This window comes from Stenotrophomonas maltophilia, from assembly GCF_006970445.1.
Lineage (GTDB): Bacteria > Pseudomonadota > Gammaproteobacteria > Xanthomonadales > Xanthomonadaceae > Stenotrophomonas > Stenotrophomonas maltophilia_AU.
The window spans coordinates 2,894,772-2,913,398 of record NZ_CP033877.1 but is presented as its reverse complement, the minus strand read 5'-3'; the positions used below and the strand labels follow the sequence as shown (position 1 = coordinate 2,913,398).

14 protein-coding genes are annotated in these 18,627 nt (G+C 66.8%); 6 read left to right on the top strand and 8 right to left on the bottom strand.

All coding sequences use genetic code 11. The features are described from left to right. Positions 1–49 precede the first annotated feature (49 nt). The 4 genes from EGM71_RS13430 (at position 50) to EGM71_RS13415 (ending at position 4,508) form a co-directional block, all read left to right on the top strand. Positions 50–2,293 carry a TonB-dependent receptor family protein gene (locus tag EGM71_RS13430; RefSeq protein ID WP_188485321.1) on the top strand — a complete coding sequence of 748 codons (2,244 nt, stop codon included), beginning with the start codon at positions 50–52 and terminating at the stop codon, positions 2,291–2,293. After that, positions 2,293–3,882, top strand: coding sequence for an alkaline phosphatase D family protein (locus EGM71_RS13425; protein WP_188485320.1), 1,590 nt, complete (start codon positions 2,293–2,295; stop codon positions 3,880–3,882). Before EGM71_RS13430 ends, EGM71_RS13425 begins: the two co-directional genes overlap by 1 nt. Positions 3,883–4,050: 168 nt before the next feature. After that, positions 4,051–4,263: a hypothetical protein gene (locus EGM71_RS13420; protein ID WP_049438118.1), complete on the top strand. Its 213-nt coding sequence runs from the start codon at positions 4,051–4,053 to the stop codon at positions 4,261–4,263. After that, positions 4,260–4,508 carry a hypothetical protein gene (locus tag EGM71_RS13415; protein ID WP_188485319.1) on the top strand — a complete coding sequence of 83 codons (249 nt, stop codon included), beginning with the start codon at positions 4,260–4,262 and terminating at the stop codon, positions 4,506–4,508. Before EGM71_RS13420 ends, EGM71_RS13415 begins: the two co-directional genes overlap by 4 nt. 25 nt (positions 4,509–4,533) lie before the next feature. Here the strand turns inward: EGM71_RS13415 and gstA are convergent, their stop codons facing one another. Then, positions 4,534–5,136: a glutathione transferase GstA gene (gstA, locus tag EGM71_RS13410; RefSeq protein WP_188485318.1), complete on the bottom strand. Its 603-nt coding sequence runs from the start codon at positions 5,134–5,136 to the stop codon at positions 4,534–4,536. A 123-nt stretch (positions 5,137–5,259) separates the two neighbouring features. On the opposite strand from gstA, the gene EGM71_RS13405 reads away from it, so the two are divergent. Next, positions 5,260–6,156, top strand: coding sequence for a LysR family transcriptional regulator (locus EGM71_RS13405; protein WP_223224474.1), 897 nt, complete (start codon positions 5,260–5,262; stop codon positions 6,154–6,156). On the opposite strand, the gene EGM71_RS13400 is transcribed toward EGM71_RS13405, so the two are convergent. From EGM71_RS13400 to purB, 7 genes are all read right to left on the bottom strand, one after another. Continuing rightward, complete coding sequence (locus EGM71_RS13400) at positions 6,148–6,576, bottom strand: hypothetical protein (RefSeq protein WP_188485316.1); 429 nt, start codon at positions 6,574–6,576, stop codon at positions 6,148–6,150. The genes EGM71_RS13405 and EGM71_RS13400 overlap by 9 nt on opposite strands. A gap of 162 nt (positions 6,577–6,738) precedes the next feature. Continuing rightward, positions 6,739–8,175 carry a dihydrolipoyl dehydrogenase gene (gene lpdA / locus EGM71_RS13395; protein ID WP_126927574.1) on the bottom strand — a complete coding sequence of 479 codons (1,437 nt, stop codon included), beginning with the start codon at positions 8,173–8,175 and terminating at the stop codon, positions 6,739–6,741. A gap of 63 nt (positions 8,176–8,238) precedes the next feature. Beyond that, positions 8,239–9,441, bottom strand: a complete 1,203-nt coding sequence (sucB, locus tag EGM71_RS13390) for a dihydrolipoyllysine-residue succinyltransferase (protein ID WP_014037775.1) — start codon at positions 9,439–9,441, stop codon at positions 8,239–8,241. A gap of 40 nt (positions 9,442–9,481) precedes the next feature. Then, complete coding sequence (locus EGM71_RS13385) at positions 9,482–12,313, bottom strand: 2-oxoglutarate dehydrogenase E1 component (protein ID WP_188485315.1); 2,832 nt, start codon at positions 12,311–12,313, stop codon at positions 9,482–9,484. Positions 12,314–12,499: 186 nt separating this feature from the next. Then, a complete protein-coding gene (locus EGM71_RS13380; RefSeq protein WP_188485314.1) occupies positions 12,500–13,396 on the bottom strand; it encodes a GNAT family N-acetyltransferase in 897 nt (298 codons plus the stop codon). Between the two features lie 9 nt (positions 13,397–13,405). Then, a complete protein-coding gene (locus tag EGM71_RS13375; RefSeq protein ID WP_188485313.1) occupies positions 13,406–14,818 on the bottom strand; it encodes a cupin domain-containing protein in 1,413 nt (470 codons plus the stop codon). A gap of 678 nt (positions 14,819–15,496) precedes the next feature. Beyond that, a complete protein-coding gene (gene purB / locus EGM71_RS13370) occupies positions 15,497–16,864 on the bottom strand; it encodes an adenylosuccinate lyase (protein WP_188485312.1) in 1,368 nt (455 codons plus the stop codon). Positions 16,865–17,158: 294 nt separating this feature from the next. Between purB and EGM71_RS13365 the strand changes: the two genes are divergently transcribed. Then, on the top strand, positions 17,159–18,598 hold the full coding sequence (locus EGM71_RS13365) for a class II fumarate hydratase (protein ID WP_188485311.1): 1,440 nt from the start codon (positions 17,159–17,161) through the stop codon (positions 18,596–18,598). Positions 18,599–18,627: the final 29 nt, after the last annotated feature.

Here is an 18,627-nt window from a genome sequence, read left to right as displayed (position 1 = left end):
CCTTCGACGCCGCCCTTCGGCGTCCAGCGTGCCCAAGGAATCCGCCTCCATGCCGTCCCACGCTCCGCTTCGCCGCAATCTGCTGGCCCTGCTGGTCTGTGCTTCGCTGCCGTCGCTGGCTGCCGCTGAAACCGCCCCCGCCACCGACGCGCCGTCGGCCACCACCCTCGATTCGATCTCGGTGATCGGCCGCGGTGAAGCCCGCCAGGTGCAGCGCGTGACCGCCGAGGACATGAAGATCCTGCCGCCCGGTGCCAATCCGCTGAAGTTGCTGGCCAGCAAGCCGGGCGTGCACTTCGAGTCGGCCGATGCCACCGGCGCCTACGAATGGTCCACCACCATCAGCCTGCGTGGTTTCAACCAGAACCGCCTGGGCTATACGCTCGATGGCATTCCGCTGGGCAACATGGCCTATGGCAACAGCAACGGCCTGCACATCAGCCGTGCCGTGATCAGCGAGAACCTGGGCGGTGCCGAAGTATCCACCGGCATCGGCGCGCTCGGCACGCCGTCCACCAGCAACCTCGGCGGCGTGTTCCAGTTCTATTCGATCGATCCGTCCACCGAGTACGGGGTGGTGCTGGCGCAGGGCTTCGGCAGCGACAGTGCGCGCCGCAGCTATGCACGCCTGGAGACAGGTGAGCACCAGGGCTTTGCTGCCTACCTGTCCGGCGTGTATTCGGAAGGTGACAAGTGGAAGGGCAAGGGCTCGCAGGAGCTGAAGCAGTTCAATGGCAAGGCCACCTACAACTTCGGAACGGACAGCAGGATCACCGCGTTGTTCAACGCCTCGCGCCGTGTCGAGGCGGACTACCAGGACCTGTCGCTGGAGATGATTGATCGCCTCGGCTGGGACTGGGACAACTACGCGCCGGACTGGGATCGCGCCGTCGCCGCGGCACGCGGGAAATTCAGTGGCGGCGTCAACAGCCCGTGGGACGCGTACTACTCCGGCCACGGCCTGCGCAACGATGACCTGTCCAGCATCGCCGGCGATTTCGGCCTGAACGAGTCGATGCGGCTGAAGGTCAACGTCTACAACCACAGCAACCGTGGCCAGGGCCACTGGTTCAGCCCGTCCAATCCGTCCAACCCGGGCACCAGCCGCGAGATCCCGATCTCGATCCGCACCACCGAGTACGCGATCGACCGTACCGGCGTGACCTCGGCATTCACCTGGAACGTCGGTGGCCACGAACTGGAAGCGGGTCTCTGGTACGAGGACAACGGCCACAGCGTGCAGCGCAACTTCTACTACATCGACGGCCCGATCACCGACGACTTCTTCCTGCGCAACCCGGACCAGCGCGTGTGGCACCAGCGCTACACCACCATCACCCGCCAGTTCTACGTGCAGGACCGCTTCCGCCTGTTCGATGACCGGCTGACCATCGACATCGGTGCGAAGTCGCCGCACACCCGCACCAGCGTGCGCACGCCGCTGGGCAGCTATGCCAACAACAGCAGCCTGACCTCGAAGAAGGGCTTCCTGCCGCAGGCCGGCTTCAACTTCAAGCTCAACGAAGGCAACGAGATCTTTGGTTCGTTCGCCAAGAACATCGCGGCCTATGCACTGGGCGTGGGCAGTCCGTTCAACGTGCCGCAGGCCGCCTTCGATGCCAGCGCGCAGAACCTGAAGCCGGAACAGTCGCGCACGATCGAGCTGGGTTGGCGTGGCTACGGCCGTGGCTATGAAGCCTCGGTTGCGGTGTACGACGTCAAGTTCGACAACCGCCTGCTGGCGATCGCACAGTGCGTGGGCATCCTCGGTTGCCCGGCGCTGTTCTCCAACGTCGGTTCGGTGACCAGCCGTGGCGCCGAGGCGACGCTGCAGCTGAAGCCGATGCAGGACCTGTCGTGGTCCAACGCGCTGTCCTGGAATGACAGCACCTATGACAACGACTACGTGAACAATGGCGTGGTGCCGACCCGCGGCAAGAAGACCGTCGACACCCCGGAATGGATGTTCGCCAGCACCCTGGCCTGGACCCCGGGCCCGTGGGACATGCGCCTGTCGGCCAACCACGTCGGCAAACGTTACGTGACCTACACCAACGACGTGTCAGTGCCGAGCTACTGGCTGGTCAATGCCTCCGTGGCCTATGACTTCGGCAAGCTCGGCCCGGCGCAGAACCTGACCGTGGCGTTGAACCTGACCAACCTGACCGACAAGCGCTACCTGTCCTCGATCAACACCAACGGCACCTACGCCGCCGACCCGACCCGCAGCCTGGCGACCATGCAGGTCGGTGCGCCGCGCCAGGTAATGGCTACCGCAACCGTGCGCTTCTGATGCGCGGGCCTGTCGATCCGGAACGCCGTCGTCGCCTGCTGCGCATGGCGTGGCAGGGCACGGGGGCGGCGATCGCGCTGGCGGCGATGCCGGGGCTGGCCACGGCTGGCCCACGGCCGCGGCTCGGCCGTGATCCGTTCACCCTTGGTATCGCCGCCGGCGATCCGGATCCGCAGGGGGCCGTGTTGTGGACGCGGCTGGCGCCGGACCCGCTCAACGGCGGCGGCATGCCGTCGCGGGCGGTACCGGTGCGCTGGTTCGTGGCCGAAGACCCCGGCATGCGCCGGCTGGTGCAGCGCGGTGTGGCTGCCGCGGTGCCGGAGCTGGCCCATTCGGTGCATGTGGAGGTCAGCGGCCTGCGTCCCGGCCGCGACTACTATTACCGCTTCGCATGCGATGGCGATGAGGAAAGCGCGGTCGGCCACTTCCGCACCGCGCCGCTGCTGGACACACAGCTGCAGCAGCTGCGGCTGGCACTGTGCACCTGCCAGGCCTGGAACAGTGGCTACTACCCGGTGCTGCGCGATATCGCGCAGAGCGATGTCGACCTGGTGCTGCATGCCGGCGATTACCTGTACGAATACAGCCCGCTGCAGAACGCGCGTGGCAGCACGCTGGACGCGGCGCGTTTCAGTGGCGAGACGGTGAGCCTGGAGCGCTACCGTGACCAGTACGCGCTGTACAAGCTCGATCCGGATCTGCAGGCGGCGCATGCCGCGCACGCCTTCGCGGTGATCTGGGACGACCACGAGGTACAGAACGATTACTCCGGCATCCATCCGGAGAAGCCCGGGGTATCGACGGAAGACTTCATCGTGCGGCGCGCGGTGGCCTACCGCGCGTTCTACGAACATCTGCCGATGCGCAGCACGCCTGCGGGCAATGGTGGCCTGCGCGTGCACCGGCGTCTGCGCTACGGCGATCTGGCGCAGCTGACGCTGCTGGACTGCCGCCAGTTCCGCCCGGCCAATCCTTGCGGTGTGGGTGAGTCACCTCGCTGCGAAGCGGCTCTCGATCCGCGCATGAGCATGCTGGGCGTGGGTCAGGAGGCGTGGTTCACGCAGTCGATGGCCGCCGCGCAGGCCACGCGCTGGAACGTGGTGGTGCAGCAGCTGCTGATGGCGCAGCTGCGGCTGGACGGTGGCACGCCGCGCGAGCGCTTCTGGAATGATGCCTGGGATGGCTATCCCGCCGCACGCAACCGGCTGCTGCAGGCGATGCAGGCGGGCGGGCAGGGTAATGCCATTGTTCTCGGCGGTGACTGGCATTCGACCTTCGTCAACGACCTGAAGCTGGATTTCGACGCGGCCAGTGCGCCGGTCGTGGCCACTGAATTCATCGCCCCGGCGATCAGCAGTGGTGGCGACGACACGCCGTACGGGCCGTACTACGGGCCGTCGATAGCGCAGAACCCGCATATCCGCTATTTCGACGGCGACCGCCGCGGCTGGTGGAAGCTGCAGCTGAACCGGCAGACCGTGGACGCCGAACTGCGCTTCGCTGACAGTGTGCTGCGTGCGGATGCGACGGTGCGCACCGCGGCGCGCTTCCAGGTGACCCACGGCCGCCCGGGCGCAGTCCCGGTGTGAATCCATTCGGTAGTGCCGGCCGCTGGCCGGCAACCTGATCAATCTCCGGTTTCCCCACCACCGGTTTCATCGCCCCCAGCCCGGTTTCGTCGCAAACCGTTTGCGGGCGGCCAGGGCGGGGCGCCAAGGTGTCTGCAGGCGGCAAGGTGCCGCCACAAGGAGACCGTGATGAAGACCCTGTTCGCGCTCGGTGTGTGGTGCCTGTTGTTCGTGCTGTGCTGGCCGCTGGCGATCCTCGCCCTGATCGCCTGGCCGTTCGTCTGGCTGCTGAGCCTGCCGTTCCGCCTGGTCGGCATCACCTTCTCGGCGCTGTTCGCCTTCCTGCGCGCGCTGTTCATGCTGCCGGCGCGGTTGCTCGGTGGTCGGGTGGTTCCCGCATGAGGAGGGTGCTGCTGGTCGGTCTGGCCCTGTTGGCGGCCCCGGTACTGGCCGCACCTCCAGCGCCGCCCTCGGTGTGGCTGGAACGCCAGCAGACCGCCGCTGCCGATGAGGCGAACGCTGCAGCGGTCTCTGTGCCGAAAGCCAAGGAGCGCTGCAGGGTCGCGAAGGAATGGAAGGTCGGCGATACGGTTGTGCAGCACAGGGTCTGTGAGGATCCGCCGAAGAAGCCCACTGGGAAGGTGTAGAGCCGAGCCCATGCTCGGCTCCACCTCATGCTGCCTCGGCACGCAGCGCCGCCTGCACGGCCGGTCGCGCGTTGATCCTGCGGAGGTAGGCAGGCAGCGCCGGCCACGCCGCCAGATCGATGGAGAAGAGGCGGCACCAGCCGAGCACCGTGAAAAGATAGGCATCAGCAACGCTGAAGTCCGGTCCCGTCAGGAAGTCCTGCGTTGCCAGCGTGTCCTGCAGCAGGTCGAAGCGCTTGAACAGCTTCTGCCGGAAGAAGGCCTTGGCCGCTTCCGGCAGATCGGCGTTGAACAGCGGCGCCGAGCCGGCGTGGATCTCGCTGGTCACGAAGTTCAACCACTCCTGCAGTCGCACCCGCTCCCAGCTGCCGGCGGGCGGCGCCAGCGCGCATCCGGGTTTCAGGTCGGCCAGGTACTGGACGATGGCCGGGCCTTCGGTCAGCACCTGCCCGTCATCCAGTTCCAGCGCCGCGACATAGCCTTTGCGGTTGATGGTGCGGAAATCGCGGCCATCGGCGGTCTGTTTGGTGGCGTTGTCGACCTTGATCAGCTCAAAGGGCAGGCCGAGCTCACGCAGCACGATATGGGGCGACAGCGAGCAGGTGTAGGGCGCGTAGTACAGCTTCATGGACGGTCTCGAGGGGGAAAGGACGGCTGGGCCAGCCGATGCGAGGCAGTCTGCGGTGCGAGCGGTATCCGGTAAAATCAATCTTCGATTTTCTTGCCATAAGCTGGGCTACTGCCAGTCATGATGAATCTTGCCCATTGGCGCCTGCTGGTTGCGGTGGCTGACGAGGGAACCATCTCGCGTGGCGCTGATCGCGTCGGCATCAGCCAGTCCGGTGCCAGCCAGGCCCTGGCGCAGCTGGAGTCCTCCCTGGGGTTTGCGGTGTTCGTGCGCGAGCGGCGCCGGGTGGAGATCACCGCGCTCGGGCAGCGGGTGATCGAACACGCGCGCATCATGCTGGGCGGCCTGCAGGCGATCCGCGCGCTGGCCGATGACAGCCATGGGCTCAGTGGCGCACGCGTCCGCCTGGCGACCTTCCCGTCGCTCGTTTCCAGCGTGCTGCCTGCGCTGCTGCGTGACTTCCAGCGCCGCCACCCGGGCATCGAGGTGGTGATCGTGGAGGGTACGGACGAGGAGGTCGAGCGCTGGCTTGAATCGGGCACGGTCGACGCCGGGGTGGTGATGAATCCCGCTGCCGATCGCGCCCCATTGATGCTGGGCAGCGATGGGTGGATGGCGGTGCTTGCGCAGGCGCATCCGCTGGGGCGTCGCGCCACGGGAAGCGGGGTGGCGCTGAGCGAGTTGGCGGCCGAGCCCTTCATCCTCGCAACAGGGGGCTGTGCGGTGAACGGTCAGCGCCTGATGGCGGACGCCGGTCTACAGCTGAGCGACGTAAGAGTGTCCGTGCGCGACTGGGCCAGCGCGTGCGTGCTGGCCCGTGAGGGACTGGGGGTCTCGCTGGTGCCGGAATCGACGTTGCCGGATGATCTGCACGGCCTGCGCGTGCTGCCAGTGAAGCCGGCCATCCGCCGCGTGTTTGGCCTGGTCAGTTCGCAGGTGGGTCGCGCATCGCGCGCTACGCAGGTCTTCATGCAGGAGCTGGCTACGGCCGTTGCGGGCAGTGCGTCCGGATCAGCGTGAGCCCGCTGCCGGCGATGCAGGAACGACCTGCTGCTGGCCATCGCTGTACATCATCATGATCTTCTCGCCGCGGTAGGGCAGCACGACCTCCGGACGCCACGGGTTGCCTTTGGGCGCGGTGGCCTTGGCCATGGCGGTACAGCCGCTGTCCTTGACGCCGCAGCGGCGGATGGCGACCTGCAGGATGCCGTCGGCGGACCTGTAATCGACCCCGGGTGAGTGGAACAGGGTTTCGCCCGGCATGCTGTAGCGGATCCTGATCTGGTTGGCGCCGAGCGGGCTCACCTCGACCGGCTGGACCGGGGCTCTGCGGTAGTCGCCTTCGAGCGGTTCGGCTGCGCAGGCCAACAGCGGAACAAGTGCGGCCATCAACATCAGGGCGGCCGTGCGCGATGTGCGGGCGAGGGGGATCGATCGCATGGCGTTCCTTCCTTGGGTAGATATGGCGATCATTGAACCGCAGTATTGCAGCGTCAAGTCATGCGGCGCCGTTCGTTGCAGGCAACAAAAAACCCCGCCGGGGCGGGGTTTTTGTTTGCAGGGGAGTACCGACCAACGGTCGGCACCCACCCGGAAGGTCGATCAGTTCGCCTTGTGGATGGCGCGCTTGCTGACCGCCATCGCCGCGTCGTGGATCACTTCCGACAGCGACGGGTGGGCGTGGCAGATGCGGGCCAGGTCATCGGCCGAGCCGCTGAACTCCATGGTCAGCACGCCTTCGTGCACCAGTTCGGAGACGTTGGCGCCGACCAGGTGCATGCCGAGGATGCGATCGGTTTCGGCATGGGCCAGGATCTTCACGAAGCCCGCCGGCTCGATCATCGCCACGGCACGGCCGTTGGCGGCGAACGGGAAGCTGCCGGCCTTGTACGGAATGCCTTCGGCCTTCAGCTGGGCTTCGGTCTTGCCGACCCAGGCCAGTTCCGGCTCGGTGTAGATGACCCACGGGATGGTGTCGAAGTTGACGTGGCCCGGCAGGCCGGCGATCAGCTCGGCCACCGCGATGCCTTCCTCGAAGCCCTTGTGGGCCAGCATCGGGCCGCGCACGCAGTCGCCGACCGCCCACACGCCGTTGACGCCGGTGTGGCAGTGCGCGTCGACTTCGATCTGGCCACGCTCGTTGATCTTGACGCCGGTACCTTCGGCCAGCAGGCCCTTGGTGGCGGCGCGACGGCCGACGGCCACCAGCAGCTTGTCCACGGTCAGGGTCTTTTCGCCTTCGCTGTCGGTGTAGGTGACAACGACTTCCTTCTTCTTGCCCTTGCCGGTGATCTCGGTCTTGGAGACCTTGGCACCGAGGCGGATGTCCAGGCCCTGCTTCTTGAATTCCTTGGCAGCGGTCTTGGCCACTTCGGCGTCGGCCACGGCCAGGAACTCCGGCAGTGCTTCCAGGATGGTGACTTCAGCGCCCAGGCGCTTCCACACGCTGCCCAGTTCCAGGCCGATCACGCCGGCGCCGATTACCGCCAGGCGGTTCGGCACTTCGGTGAAGTCCAGGCCGCCGACGTTGTCGACGATGGTGTCGCCGTCGAACTTGGCGAACGGCAGTTCGATCGAATCCGAACCGGCCGCGATGATGACGTTGGTGCCCTTCAGCTCGACGATGGAACCGTCATGCTGGGTGACCTTGACCACGTTGCCCGGCTGCAGTTCGCCGAAACCGTAGTAGGCAGCGACCTTGTTGGCCTTGAACAGCATGCCGATGCCGCCAGTGAACTGCTTGACGATCTTGTCCTTGCGGCCAACCATCGCCTCGACGTCGATCTTGGCATCCTTGAAGCTGATGCCGTGGTCGCCAAAGATGTGGCCCATGTTCCAGAACTGGCGCGAGGAATCCAGCAGCGCCTTGGACGGGATGCAGCCCACGCGCAGGCAGGTGCCGCCGAGGGCCGGCTTGCCGTCCTTGCCCAGCGCTGCGTCGATGCAGGCGGTCTTCAGGCCCAGCTGGGCCGCGCGGATGGCAGCGTGGTAACCGGCCGGGCCGGCACCGATGACGACGACGTCGAATTGTTCAGCCATTGAATTATTCCTTGATGCATTACCAGAACCCCTCCGCGCAGGCGCGGAGGGGCGGGAGGTTTCTTACAGGCCGAACAGCATGCGGCCCGGGTTTTCCAGCTGGTTCTTGATGTCCACCAGGAACTGCACCGAGTCCTTGCCGTCGATGATGCGGTGGTCGTACGACAGCGCCAGGTACATCATCGGCGCGATCACGACCTGGCCGTTCTGGGCGATCGGACGCTCCTTGATGGCATGCATGCCCAGGATGGCGCTCTGCGGCGGGTTGATGATCGGGGTCGACAGCAGCGAACCGAAGGTGCCGCCGTTGGTCACGGTGAAGGTGCCGCCCTGCAGTTCTTCCAGGCTCAGCTTGCCGTCACGGGCCTTCTTGGCGTAGTCGGCGATGGTCTTCTCGATGTCGGCGAACGACATGCGCTCGACGTTGCGCAGCACCGGCGTGACCAGGCCCTTCTCGGTCGACACAGCGATCGAGATGTCCGAGTAGCCGTGGTAGATGATGTCGTCGCCGTCGATCGAGGCGTTGACCAGCGGGAAGCGCTGCAGCGCGTTGGCGGCGGCCTTCACGAAGAAGCTCATGAAGCCCAGCTTGATGCCGTGTGCCTTGACGAACTCGTCCTGCAGTTCCTTGCGCGCCGCCGAGACCTTGGACAGGTCGACTTCGTTGAAGGTGGTCAGCATGGCGGTGGAGTTCTTCGACTCCATCAGGCGCTCGGCGATGCGCTTGCGGATGCGGGTCATCGGCACGCGTTCTTCCGGACGTGCGCCACCGGCCTTGCCGGCGCCGCCGTTGCGGGCGAAGTTGACGATGTCTTCCTTGGTCACCGCGCCGCGACGGCCGGTGCCGTCGACGTCGGCCGGGTTCACGCCTTCGGTGATGGCGGTGAAGCGGGCGCCCGGCGGCAGCGCGTCGGCGGCCGACTTGGCAGCCGGGGCCGGAGCGGCGGCAGCGGCCGGGGCAGCGGCGGCCGGGGCAGCGGCTGCAGCCGGAGCGGCTTCAGCGGCCGGGGCCGGGGCGGCAGCGACGGCACCTTCTTCGATGATCGCCACGACCTGGCTGGAGGTCACGGTCGAGCCTTCGGCGAACTTGATTTCCTTGAGCACGCCGTCGACCGGCGACGGCACTTCCAGGACGACCTTGTCGGTTTCCAGGTCAAGCAGGTTTTCGTCGCGCTTGACGGCGTCGCCCACCTTCTTGTGCCAGGTGGCGATGGTGCCGTCGGCGACGGATTCGGGCAGTACCGGGGCTTTGACTTCGGTGGCCATTGCGGGAGCTTCCTGGTTTGTCTTCTAAATAGGGGGAGGATTATTCAGCGAACGTGTCGTTGAACGGGTTGACCAGTGCATCGGCGACCAGCTGCTGCTGTTCGCGGACGTGGTCAGCCATGTGACCGGCAGCCGGCGAAGCCGAACGTGCGCGACCGGCGTAGTGCAGGTTCTGGCCATCGGCCAGGCAGAACTGCAGGTGGTGGCGGATCTGGTACCACGCACCCTGGTTCTGCGGTTCTTCCTGCGTCCACACCACGTCGGTGGCCTTGCCGTACTTCTTCAGTTCGGCAGCCAGCAGCGCACGCGGGAACGGATACAGCTGCTCCACGCGGATGATCGCCACGTCGTCCTGGCCACGCTTGGTCTGGTCTTCCAGCAGGTCGTAGTAGACCTTGCCCGAGCACAGCACCACGCGCTTGACCTTCTTGGCGTCCGCATTGGCGTCGCCGATCAGGTGCTGGAACTCGCCGTTGGCCAGCTCGTCCAGGGTCGACACGGCCAGCTTGTGGCGCAGCAGCGACTTCGGCGACATCACCACCAGCGGCTTGCGGGTGGTCAGGTGCTGCTGGCGACGCAGCATGTGGAAGGCCTGTGCCGGGGTCGACGGCACCACCACCAGCATGTTCTCCAGCGCGCACAGCTGCAGGAAGCGCTCCAGGCGCGCCGAGCTGTGTTCCGGGCCCTGACCTTCATAGCCATGCGGCAGCAGCAGGGTCAGGCCGGAGATGCGGCCCCACTTTGCTTCACCGGCGGCGATGAACTGGTCGATGACGACCTGGGCACCGTTGGCGAAGTCGCCGAACTGGCCTTCCCAGATGCACAGCGTGTTCGGATCGGTGGTGGAGAAGCCGTACTCGTAGGCCATCACCGCTTCTTCGCTCAGCAGCGAATCGATGACGGTGGCCTTCTCCGGCGAATCCACCAGCTGCCGCAGCGGCATGTAGTAGTTGTCGGTCTTCTGGTCGTGCAGGATCGCGTGGCGGTGCGTGAACGTACCGCGGCCCACGTCCTGGCCGACCAGGCGCAGGGCACTGCCTTCGTCCAGCAGCGTGGCGTAGGCCAGGTTCTCGGCAAAGCCCCAGTCACCCGGGATCTCGCCGGCAGCCATCTTGCGGCGGTCGTCGTAGACCTTGGCCACGCGCGAGTGCAGCTGCACTTCGTCCGGCACGGTGTTGATCAGCTTGGCCAGCTCGACCAGCTTGTTCTTCTCGACCTTGGTCGAGACCGGATCGGACAGCTTGCCTTCCAGCAGCTTCGGCCAATCGACGAACAGCGGGCTGCTCGGCGGCGTCTTCTCGACCTTGGCCAGCTCGGTGGTCACTTCACCGGCGTCCAGCTTCTCGCGGTAGGCATCGACCATCGCCTTGCCGGCACCGGCGGCGATCACGCCCGCCTTTTCCAGCTGCTCGGCGTACATCTCACGGGTGGTGGCGTGCTTGCGGATCACCTGGTACATCAGCGGCTGGGTGATCGCCGGCTCGTCGGCCTCGTTGTGGCCCCAGCGGCGGTAGCACATCAGGTCGATGACCACGTCCTTGGCGAACGTCTGGCGGAACTCGAAGGCCAGCTGCGCGGCGAACACCACGGCTTCCGGATCATCGCCGTTCACGTGCAGCACCGGGGCGGCGATCATCTTCGCCACGTCGGTGGCATAGCGCGTGGAACGCGTATCCAGCGGGTTGGAGGTGGTGAAGCCGACCTGGTTGTTGACCACGATGTGCACGGTGCCGCCGACGGCGAAGCCGCGGGCCTGCGACATCTGGAACAGCTCCATGACCACGCCCTGGCCGGAGAAGGCCGCGTCGCCGTGGATCAGGATGGGCATGACCTGCTTGCGCGCGGTGTCCTTGCGGCGCTCCTGGCGCGAACGCACGGAACCGGCCACGACCGGATCGGCGATTTCCAGGTGCGACGGGTTGAACGCCAGCGCCAGGTGCACCGGGCCACCTTCGGTGGACACGTCGGCCGAGAAGCCCATGTGGTACTTCACGTCGCCGGCCGAGGCGTGCTCGTCGTGCTCGAACTTGCCTTCGAACTCGTCGAACAGCTTGCGCGGGTTCTTGCCCAGGGTGTTGACCAGCACGTTCAGGCGGCCGCGGTGGGCCATGCCGATCACCACGTCCTTGACGCCATCCTTGCCGGCGCTGCGGATGATGGTGTCCATCATCGGGATCAGCGAGTCGCCGCCTTCCAGCGAGAAGCGCTTCTGGCCGACGTACTTGGTGTGCAGGTAGCGTTCCAGGCCTTCGGCCGCGGTCAGGCGCTCCAGGGTGCGGCGCTGGGTGTCAGCGTCCAGCTGGTAGTTGCCACCGGCCAGTTCCAGCTTCTTGTAGATCCACTGGCGCTGCTCGACCTCGGAGATGTGCATGAACTCTGCACCGATCGAACCGGTGTAGGTCGCCTTCAGGCGCGCCAGCAGGTCGCGCAGCTTCATGCGCGGCTGGCCGCCGACGCCGCCGGTGCTGAACTCGCTGTTGAGGTCGCCATCGGACAGGCTGTGGAACGGCAGGCCCAGGTCCGGGGTGTTGACCGGCGCGGCCAGGCCCAGCGGATCGAGGCGGGCGTCCAGGTGGCCACGCGAGCGGTAGGCAGTGATCAGGCGACCGACATTGCGCTCACGCTCGTCGCCCGCACCGCTGCCGGTGCCGGCTTTCAGCGCATCCTTGGCCGCGTCCGCGATGTGGGAGATGACGGCCGAGTGCGGGATGTCACCTGCTTCGCGGCCCTTGAAGCCGTCGAAGTAGGTTTTCCATTTGGGATCGACACTATCCGGGGAGACCAGGTACTGCTCGTACAGGTCCTCGACATAGGAGGCGTTGCCGCCGGCGAGTTGCGAAGATTGCGCAAACTGCTTCAGTTGATTGTCCACGATGGAGGGTGCTGATTCGCTTTGTGGGGTATGGCTTCAGAAGGACCCGGCACGAAGATGAATAGCCATGCACGGGCGCGTTCAAACAGCCAAATTGTACCCCCAACCGGACACGAAGGGGCACCACCCGAGGCATCGTGCGTCCCCCGGTGCCGCTCCCAGACAGGTTGGCGCGGTGGCGCGCGCTCAGATGCCGAGCGCACGCAGTTCGCTGCAATCGCGCGAACGGTCCCAGACGCGCTGCAATTGCTGCTCGAACGGCTGCGAACGTGCCGGCAGCGCGATGCCGGCCTCGCCGTCGAGGCGGTGGCCGATCAGACGAAAGTAGAAGTCGCCCGCATCGTTGAGCAGGCAGGCCGAGGCCAGCGCGCGGTCGACCGGATCGGTCACCTCGCGGAACTGGATCACGCTTGGCAGGCGCTGGGCCAGGGCCAGCAGCGGCGCGCCGGCAGCGGCGATCGCAGCGGCATCGTGCACGATCACCCGCAGCTGCTTGTCGTGGCGGGCGGTGACGAAGCGGCGCAGGGCGGCCTGTACCGGGGGCGCGTCAAGCAGTCCGGGGTCCAGCTGGCGGCTGTGCAGCCACAGCTGGCGACGGGCGCGGTGGATGATGGCCGTGGTGATCGCCACCGCCTCGGCGCGGCTGTCGATGGCGCTGGCCGCGCCCAGCCGGCGGCGCATCTCCTGGTGGCCGATGCTGGCTTCCTCGAACACCTCGCCCTCGGGCAGGAAGCCCTGGCGTGCATAGAAATCGCGGGCGGGCAGCTGGGCGTGCAGGTGCAGTTCGGCCAGGCCGAGCTGGCGCCCGGCTTCGACCAGTGCCGCCAGCAGGGCCTCGCCGACTCCGTTGCTGCGATGGCTGGCCAGCACGGCCATGCGGCCGATGCGACCGTCCGGGGCCAGCCGGCCGGTGCCGACCGGCTGGTTGTCACTGTCCAGCGCCAGCACATGGGCACTGACCGGGTCCAGCGCATCGCGTTCCAGTTCGGCGGCGATGCCCTGTTCCTGCACGAACACGCGTTGGCGCACGTCGTGGATGGCAACGTGGGCGTCGGCGTGGCTGACCTGCTGGACCCGGATCATGGTGAAGGCTCAGGCCCGGCCGGTGCTGTCGTCTTCGTCGTCGTCCTCGAAGTTGACGATGACCTCGATACCGTCGTCGTGCACGGTCACGGAGTGGACATCGTCGGACACTGCGTCGGCGTCGATCGCATCCACGCGGTCACGGCCTTCGACGACCTCGCCGAGCACCACGGCATCCTCGCCGTCTTCCTCGTCTTCGGCCTCGTATACCTCATTCGGGTCGATCAGCTGGAACACACCACCGATCAGCAGCTGCTGGACCACGGCCCGGCCCTTGTCGGACAGGCCGCGATAAGCGGCGGCATCGAGCTGTTCGGCGCCAGCCAGGCGCTGCGCGTCCTTCACTGGCAGCGCGAAGTCCTGGCCGCTGACGTACAGGCTGGCGCCGCGCTTGGCCCGGCGCCAGGCCAGGCGCGCCCACGGGTGGCGCTGCAGCAGCAGGCCGGAGGCCAGCGCCTGGACCACTTCCTCCGGTGCCGGCGCGGCCTGATGGGCCATCACTTCGCCCGCTGCACGGTAGGTGGTGATGAAACGGCCGAACCAGTCGCCCAGCTTGTCCGGGTCGTTCATGCGGATGGCATTGAGCGCGGTGATCACCCGCGCCATCGCCACCGTGTCGATCTCGTTCGGGTCGGCCGGCACCTTCAGGTCGGCATCCTGGTAGCGGATGTTCTCGTCGGCATCGGCGATCAGGGTGTCCAGGTAGTCGCTGATCAGCTCGGCCGAGGCCGGTGCGCGCATGCCGAACGAGAAGGTCAGGCAGGGATCTTCGGCCACGCCGTGGTGCGGCACGTTCGGCGGCAGGTACAGCATGTCGCCCGGTGCCAGCACCCAGTCGTGGGTCGGCTTGAACACCTTCAGCAGCTTCAGCTCCACGTCCGGGCGGAAGCCCAGCGGCGGCTGCTTGCCCTTGATCGATTCGCTGGCATCGATCTGCCAGCGGCGGTGGCCATGGGCCTGCAGCAGGAACACGTCGTACTGGTCGACATGGGCGCCGACCGAGCCGCCGGTGGCGGCGAAGCTGATCATCACGTCATCCATGCGCCAGCGCGGCAGGAAGCTGAAGTGCTCGATCAAGGCGCGCACGTCCGGGTCCCACTTGTCCACGTCCTGCACCAGCAGGGTCCAGTCGTGGTCGGGCAGGGCGGGGAAGATGTCTTCCTGGAACGGGCCGGTGCGCACGCGCCAGCCATCCTGGGCCTTGTCGTGCTCGATCAGGCGCGCCAGCACGCCTTCCTCGCAGGCCAGCCCGGCCAGGTCTTCCGGCTGTACCGGGGTCTGGAAGTCCGGGAAGGCGTTGCGGATCAGCAGCGGGCGCTTCTGCCAGAAGTCGCGCAGGAAGGTGGCCGGCGCCATGCCCAGCGGCTGGCCGGGGCGGGCGGTGACTTCGATCAGGGGGGCGGAGGACTTGCGGGCGGCCATGGGGGAATCCTTGCAGCGGAAAGCGGGAGGGGCGGCGCGGCGGGCCGCCAAGGTCTCCATTGTCCGACGTTCGTGGGGATTGCGCACGTGCGCGGGTTTGTCGCGGGGGTTCCGGCCAACGGCTGAGCCCCTCGTGGCGGGGTCTGGTCGCGTAAAGCGCTCGCTTCATGGGCTGGGCCGGGCGGGGTGGGTTCGCGGGACACGCCGTAAACCCGTCCATGGGGGCTCGATGGCGCCATCCATGGCGCCAACGGTCCCGCGAATCCACCCCGCCCGGCCCCTGACAGTTTCCTGCGCGGCCCGCCACGGAATGGAAGAAGAAAATCAAAGGCAAGAGCGGGCCGCGCGCTGCGCTTGCTCATGCTCCTGACCCCATCGGACAAACAAAAGAGGGACGCGGCGAAGCCGCGTCCCTCTTTCAAATTCCGTCCCGACAACCCAATGCTCTTCGATCCGTCACCGGAAATCTGTCAGAGGTGGGTCGGGATGGGCCAGCGGGACCGTTGGCGCCATGGATGGCGCCATCGAGCCCCCATGGATGGGTTTACGGCGTGTCCCGCTGGCCCATCCCGACCCGCCCCGCTAGCAGCAATCCAGAGCCGCTCTTGACGTTGAAGTTGCCGTTGCCGTTGCCTGCCGCAGGCAGCGCCCGCGGCCGCCGCCGCAAAAGGAAACCCCTTAGATCTTCTTCGCCAGCGACTCGGCCAGACCCGTGTAGCTGCCCGGGGTCATGTCCAGCAGACGCTGCTTCGCATCCGCCGGCAGCTCCAGCCCCTGCACGAACGCACGCATCGACTCGGCGGTGATGCCCTGGCCACGGGTCAGCGCCTTCAGCTGCTCGTACGGGTTCGGCAGGCCATGGCGGCGCATCACCGTCTGCACGGCTTCGGCCAGCACTTCCCAGGCCGCGTCCAGATCAGCGTCCAGGCGCTGCGGGTTCACTTCCAGCTTGCCCAGGCCCTTGGCCAGCGAATCCAGCGCCACCTGGCTGTGGCCGAACGCGGTGCCCAGCGCACGCAGCACGGTGGAGTCGGTCAGGTCACGCTGCCAGCGGCTGATCGGCAGCTTCGCGCTGAAGTGCTCGAACAGCGCGTTGGCGATGCCGAAATTGCCTTCCGCATTCTCGAAGTCGATCGGGTTGACCTTGTGCGGCATCGTCGACGAGCCGACTTCGCCTTCCTTCAGACGCTGCTTGAAGTAGCCCAGCGAGACGTAGCCCCAGATGTCACGGGCCAGGTCGATCAGGATGATGTTGGCGCGGCGTGCGGCATCGCCGATCTCGGCGATGTTGTCGTGCGGCTCGATCTGCGTGGTGTACGGGTTGAACACCAGGCCCAGGCCGGTCACGAAGCGCTCGGCGAAGGCCGGCCAGTCCACGTCCGGGTAGCTGGCGATGTGGGCGTTGTAGTTGCCGACTGCGCCGTTGATCTTGCCGGTCAGTTCGACGGCGGCGACCTGCTTGCGCTGGCGCTCCAGGCGCGCGACCACGTTGGCCAGCTCCTTGCCCAGAGTGGTCGGCGAGGCGGTCTGGCCGTGGGTGCGCGACAGCATCGGCTGGCCGGCCTGGGCGTGGGCCAGGGTGCGCAGGGTGCTGGCGATGCCGTCCAGGGTCGGCAGCAGCACCTCGCGGCGCGCCTGTTCCAGCATCAGCCCGTAGCTGAGGTTGTTGATGTCTTCGCTGGTGCAGGCGAAATGCACGAATTCCAGCGCCGGGGCCAGCTCGGCGTCGTCCTTCAGCTGTTCCTTGATGAAGTACTCCACCGCCTTGACGTCATGGTTGGTGGTGCGCTCGATTTCCTTCACGCGCGCGGCCTGGGCCGGGCTGAAGCCAGCGGCCAGCGCGCGTAGGCGGGCGACGGCGGCGTCGGAGAACGGGGCCAGTTCGACGATGCCCGGCTCGGCGGCCAGGGCCAGCAGCCACTCCACTTCGACCGTGATGCGGGCCTTGATCAGGCCGTACTCGGAGAAGATCGGGCGCAGGGCGTCGACCTTGCCGGCATAGCGGCCATCGAGCGGGGACAGGGCGAGCAGGGCGGAATCGGACATGTCGGCAGGGCTGGGGCGAGCGGCGGGGGCCATATTCTACGACGTGCCGGCGAGGGAGTGCCGGCCGCTGGCCGGCGACCAGGCCCGGCCCACGATTCCATGGCGTGTCGGCCAGCGGCCGGCACCACCTCCTGCGCGTGCAGAACGGCCCTGCGGATGAAACGATCTGGCCCGTCCTCGTCATCCCACGCTGCGGGCAAGGGAGTATCGTTGGCGCAGCCGCCAGCCCGGGAAGCGACATCCTGCCAGCCGCCGCTTCCCTTTCCCCAACTGAAGTAGTGCGGAGTTGATGCAATGAGCAAAGCTGCAAGCAAGGGTGCCACCCCGGGATTCCGGATCGAACATGACAGCATGGGCGAACTGCAGGTGCCTGCCGATGCCCTGTGGGGCGCGCAGACCCAGCGTGCCGTGCAGAATTTCCCGGTGTCGGGCCAGCGCATGCCGCGCGGTTTCATCCGTGCACTGGGCCTGGTCAAGGGCGCTGCTGCCGGCGTCAACGCCGAGCTGGGCCATCTGCCGAAGACCGTGGCCAAGGCCATCCAGACCGCTGCCGCCGAAGTGGCTGCCGGCAACTGGGATGCGCAGTTCCCGATCGATGTCTACCAGACTGGTTCGGGCACTTCCTCGAACATGAATGCCAACGAGGTCATCGCCACTCTGGCCAATCGTGCCGGCAAGGCCGGCAAGACTGCGGTGCACCCCAATGATCACGTCAACCAGGGTCAGAGCTCCAATGACGTGATTCCGACCGCGCTGCGTGTGTCGGCGGTATTGGCCGCGCATGAGCAGCTGCTGCCGGCGCTGGTGCACCTGCGCAAGACCCTCGACAAGAAGGGCCGCAGCCTGCGCAAGGTGGTCAAGACCGGCCGTACCCATTTGATGGATGCGATGCCGCTGACCTTCGAGCAGGAGTTCGGCGCATGGTCCGCACAGCTGGCCTCGGCGCAGGAGCGCATCGAAGACAGCCTGAAGCGCGTGCGTCGCCTGCCGCTCGGCGGCACCGCCATCGGCACCGGCATCAATGCCGATCCGCGTTTTGGCGCACAGGTCGCCAAGGCGTTGAAGCAGCAGACCGGTTTCAAGTTCGACAGCGCCGAGAACAAATTCGAAGGCCTGGCCGCGCAGGATGATGCTGTGGAACTGTCGGGCCAGCTCAATGCACTGGCCGTGGCGCTGATCAAGATCGCCAATGACCTTCGCTGGATGAACGCCGGTCCACTGGCCGGGCTGGGCGAGATCGAACTGCCGGCGCTGCAGCCGGGCAGCTCGATCATGCCGGGCAAGGTCAATCCGGTGATTCCGGAAGCGACCGTGATGGCCTGCGCGCAGGTGATCGGCCACCACACTGCGATCACCGTGGCAGGGCAGACCGGCAACTTCCAGCTCAATGTCACCCTGCCGCTGATCGCGGTGAACCTGCTGGATGGCATCGGCCTGCTGGCCAACGTGTCCCGCCTGCTGGCCGACAGCGCGATTGCGGGGCTGAAGGTACGCGAGGACCGCGTCGCCGAGGCGCTGGCGCGCAATCCGATCCTGGTCACCGCGCTGAACCCGATCATCGGCTACGAGAAGGCGGCGGCCATCGCCAAGCGTGCCTACAAGGAACAGCGCCCGGTGCTGGATGTCGCGCTGGAAGACAGTGGGCTGGACGAAGCCGAGCTGCGCCGCCTGCTGGATCCGACTGCGCTGACGGCTGGTGGAATCCACGCTGGGGGCGGTGGCGCCGGCGGTTGATCGAACGGCGTGCGGACCAAGGTCCGCAC